The sequence below is a fragment of the Streptomyces europaeiscabiei genome (genome assembly GCF_001550375.1).
GTDB classification, from domain to species: Bacteria; Actinomycetota; Actinomycetes; order Streptomycetales; family Streptomycetaceae; genus Streptomyces; species Streptomyces europaeiscabiei.
On record NZ_LRTR01000813.1, the window covers coordinates 1 to 4,104 of the forward strand.

The following is a 4,104-nucleotide window of genomic DNA, read 5'->3' on the forward strand; positions in this document are numbered from 1 at the left end:
GGCCGCTGGCCAGGGTGACTGCCACCAGCGCGGACAGTACCGAAGCCAGCTCGCGGCCCGGCGCACCGTCCCGGACGCCGAGCATCGCGCCCAGCACCCCGGCGAGGAGACCCACGCAGAGAACCCCGCGCGGCCCGCTGGTGGTGGCGGCCAGCGCGGGCCCCGCGGCGAGCAGCGGCAGCCAGGTCAGCCCGGCTCCGCAGAGGAGACCGACGACCACGACCAGGGAAACGATCAGCACAGGCAGTACGGGCGTGCCCGAGGCCAACTGCGCGGCGACACGATTGCGGTCCTGCCTCCCTGGGGCGGATGCTCGCTTCCTGGACGGCCGGATCGGCCCGTGGCCGCCACCAAGCTCTCGGGTCTGACTCATGTATCGCCCGCGATCCTCACTTGTGAGTGGAGCCTAAGCTCGTGAATTGTCCGTTTCATCCAGGAAAGGGGATCGGCTCGGGCGCCACAAGGTCACGGTTTTCAGATAGTGAGTGACAGGCCCCTGGTCACGCGGCTCGCGATCGGGAGAAGCCGCTCCCGGACCTCCTGCAGCCGGGAGAGCCGGTCCGCCCGCAGCGAGACACCGAGCGAGCCGAGCGTGTCCCCGCTGTACACGGGCACCGCGATGCAGACCGTCCCGAGGGCGTACTCCTCCAGGTCCGTGACGGCCGGCGCCACGGGGGAGGAGTCCAGCCGCCGGAGCAGCTCCGGGGCGTCGGTGATGGTCCGCGGGGTGAGATCGGCCAGGTGGTGCCGGGAGAGATAGTCCTTGCGGGACTCCTCGTCCAGCTCGCGCAGCACCGACTTGCCCAGCGCGGTGGCGTGCCCGGCGTCCTCGAACCCCACCCAGAGGTCGACCCGGGGTGCCCGTGGGCTGTCCACGATCTCGGCGACACGGATCTCGCCGTCCTCGTAGAAGGTGAGGTAGGCGGCGCTGGTCAGCTCGTCCCGCAGCGCGGCGAGCGTGGGGCGGACCCGGCTGAGCAGCGCCTGCCCGCGGCCGGTGGTGTGCAGCGTCTGCACCTTGTCGCCCAGGACGAACCCGCCGTCGCCCAGTTTCCGCAGGTATCCGTCGTGGACCAGGGTCCGCAGCAGGTGATAGGCGGTGGCCAGGGGCAGCTCCGTCTCGCGGGCCAGCTGCTTCGCCGGCGCGCCGTTCTCGTGCGCGCTCACCGCCTCCAGCAGGCGGAAGGCCCGCTGCACGGACGTGATGAGTGTGGGGCCGGGACCGTCGTGCGCAGCCATACGACCAGCGTGCGCCGGGCGCGCGGCGCGGGCAAGCTCCGGCCGGCCGGACCCTGTGCCCTCGCCGCCCCTGGCAGGGGCAGGACGATCACTTCCATCCGTACGCGTAGGCGGCGACCCATGTGATGTCGAGCTGGGCACTGCTGCCGGGAGCCGCGCCCGGCCCCTGCAGAGCGCTCTCGTTCTGCAGCACCCACGACAGGGGCAGGGCCGGCACGTCCCGGGTGTCGTGCCCCACCGGCCGGCCGTCCACGAAGAAGCGCACATGGCCGGGCGTCCACTCCGTCGACACGGTGTGCCACCGGGTCCAGTCGTCGCTCCCCGGGAAGTAGCCCTGCTCGCCGCCGCCGCAGGGATGGTGGAAGGCGGTGAGGCCGCCGGTCCACTCGCCCTCGGGATGGTTCATCTCGCAGCCCCCGCCGTAGTGCAGCCAGGCTGACTTGTAGCCCGGAGCGGGCTTTGTCACCCTGATACGGGCGCTGTACTTGCCGTACCGCATCTGCATGACGGCACGGGGTACCACCGCGGCAGCGTGCACGGGACCTCCGTCGGCGGGCCGCCACATCCGGATGTACATCCTGCCGTCGCCGTTCGCCGCAGGGCCCACGCTCACGGTGTCCTCGGGGTGGTAGACGCCCACGACGTCCCGGCCCCGGTCGTTCGCCGTGTCCCGCCAGCCGGTGGGGTAGGCCCACCAGTCGTCGCGGTACGCGCCGCGCAGGCCCCCGCAGTGCGCGCCGGACGTGTCGACCCGGTGGTCGCAGTCGCTGAAGGCGCCCAGCGGCACCCGGTCGCCGTCGAAGTCCTCCGCCAGGACCTGCCAGAAGGGCCCGCAGTCGCCTCGGGGCAGTTCGGTGCCCGAGGCACGGCAGGCGTCGGCCGACACGGGCGCTCCCTCGGCACGCGGCACACCGAGGAGCGTCACCAGGAGCAGGAGACCCGTGGAGGGCCACAGTGCGCGTCCACGACGTTTCGGTGCCGCGTGCGAGCCCATCGGAAAGCCCCCTTCGACCCACTGCGGAATGGGTGGTGCGAGGGAGCATCCTCACCGCAGGACCGGTCCGGCGCCATCCCCGGAGACGGGGTGCCTGCCGGAGGCCGACACTCCGTTGGTGGTGGTGCCGGAGGTGTCGCCTCCGGGGAACCAGGTACTCCGCACGGAGGCAGGAAACAGTCGACCGTCCCCGGAGGCGATCATGAGCGACGAGAACAGGGCGGACGACGCCTACCAGCCCACAGGTGGCAACGAGGAGCAGGAGGACGCCGCCCCGCTGGATCTCCAGGACGCGGTCGACGAGCGCACGTACGACGACATGCTGGACGAGGGCTACTCGCCGCCGGAGAAGCCCTTGGGTGTCACCAGGAGTGGCACCACGGCGGCCGAGCAGCACGAGGGGGAGTCCCTGGACGACCGGCTGCGGCAGGAGGTCCCCGACGTGGAGACGCCGGCCGGGGACGGTATCGGCGACCTGCCGGGCGGCGAGGGCGAACCGCTCGACGCGGAGGCCGGCTCGGAACGCGCCGGCCGGCTGGTCGCACCGGACGAGGGCACGCGGACGGACACCACCAAGGAACTCGTGGCCGAGGACGAGGGCATCGACGGCGGAGCGGCGGGCGCGGAGGAGGCGGCGATGCACGTCGTCCCCGACGACCGGCTGCCGTAGCCGGTCGAGTGGGTGGGGAGGGGCGGAGGGGGACGGGTCACGGTCAGGGCGGCGTCACCGCCGCGCCCCAGCAGCGGGTCCGGCGCATCGCAGGCGTGTCGAATACGGCGGTTCCCGATCGACGTGAGGGTGAAGGCAGTACACCCGCAGTACACCCCAGGACTTTCAGGAGCACCCATCGTGACCGTGACTGTGACCGCGGATATGGCCATCTCCCTCGACGGCTACGTCGCCGGCACCGGCGTCGCCCTCGACAACCCGGGAGGCGACGGCGCCGAGCCGCTCTTCGAGTGGATCCACGAGCTGGCGAGCTGGCGGGAGCGCCAGGGCATGACCGGTGGGAAGGAGAACCGCGACTCCGAGCTGATGCGCGAGTGGTTCGACGCCACCGGCGCCGTGGTCATGGGCCGGACGATGTACGACACGGGTGAGGAGTTCTGGGGCGACAACCCCCCGTTCCGGGCCCCGGTCTTCGTGCTCACGCATCGGCCCCGGCCGACCCTGGTCAAGGAGGGCGGCACCACCTTCACCTTCGTCACCGACGGCGTCCACAGCGCCCTCGACCGGGCGAGGGCAGCGGCCGGGGACCGGAACGTCGACATCGCGGGCGGGGCGAGCACGGTGCGGCAGTACCTCCGGGAGGGGCTGATCGACGAGCTGCAGCTGCACGTCGTGCCCGCACTCCTCGGAGCGGGGCTGCGGCTCTTCGACGACCTGGGCGCGGGGCGCCGCGACCTCGAACCGGTCCGGGTGGTCGACACCCCTCTCGCCACCCACCTGAAGTACCGCTTCGTGAGGTGAGCACCTCGCCCGTCACCCGCCTGCGACAGTGGTGTGACGGGGATCACGTCCGATGGAAAACCCGGCGACCGGGCCCCGCGTCTAGTCGGTGTGAGATCAGTGAGGAAGGCACCGGCCGAGCCGGACGAGGAGCGCCTCGTCCGGCTCGTGGCCAGGGGCGACCGCGCGGCGTTCGAGGAGCTGTACCGGCGCACCGCGCCGTGGCTGGCGGTTCGGCTGCGGCGCCGCTGCGCCGACGAGCAGATCGTCGCCGAGGTCATGCAGGAGACGTATCTGGCGGTGTGGCGTGCGGCGGGCGCGTTCGCCGGGGCCGCTGTCGGCGGGACCGCCGTCGGCTGGCTGTGGACGATCGCGGCACGCCGTCTCGTCGACGCGTTCCGCCGCAGGGCCCACCACGCGG

5 protein-coding genes and 1 pseudogene are annotated in these 4,104 nt (G+C 72.3%); 3 read left to right on the forward strand and 3 right to left on the reverse strand.

All coding sequences use genetic code 11. The features are described from left to right. The 3 genes and pseudogenes from AWZ10_RS40330 to AWZ10_RS40340 form a co-directional block, all read right to left on the reverse strand. Positions 1-241 (reverse strand): annotated as a pseudogene (locus tag AWZ10_RS40330) (serine/threonine-protein phosphatase); the annotation flags it as partial. A 233-nt stretch (positions 242-474) separates the two neighbouring features. Further along, positions 475-1,239 (reverse strand): IclR family transcriptional regulator, encoded by a 765-nt coding sequence (locus AWZ10_RS40335; protein WP_037690846.1) that lies wholly within the window; start codon positions 1,237-1,239, stop codon positions 475-477. 88 nt (positions 1,240-1,327) lie between these two features. Continuing rightward, positions 1,328-2,233: a glycoside hydrolase family 16 protein gene (locus tag AWZ10_RS40340; RefSeq protein ID WP_060893551.1), complete on the reverse strand. Its 906-nt coding sequence runs from the start codon at positions 2,231-2,233 to the stop codon at positions 1,328-1,330. 202 nt (positions 2,234-2,435) lie between these two features. Between AWZ10_RS40340 and AWZ10_RS40345 the strand changes: the two genes are divergently transcribed. The 3 genes from AWZ10_RS40345 to AWZ10_RS40355 form a co-directional block, all read left to right on the forward strand. Beyond that, positions 2,436-2,903, forward strand: coding sequence for a DUF5709 domain-containing protein (locus tag AWZ10_RS40345; protein WP_060893552.1), 468 nt, complete (start codon positions 2,436-2,438; stop codon positions 2,901-2,903). Positions 2,904-3,089: 186 nt separating this feature from the next. Then, positions 3,090-3,704, forward strand: a complete 615-nt coding sequence (locus AWZ10_RS40350) for a dihydrofolate reductase family protein (protein ID WP_060893553.1) — start codon at positions 3,090-3,092, stop codon at positions 3,702-3,704. A gap of 90 nt (positions 3,705-3,794) precedes the next feature. Continuing rightward, positions 3,795-4,104 (forward strand): RNA polymerase sigma factor (locus tag AWZ10_RS40355; RefSeq protein ID WP_279616672.1); only part of this gene is annotated, 310 nt, incomplete at its 3' end.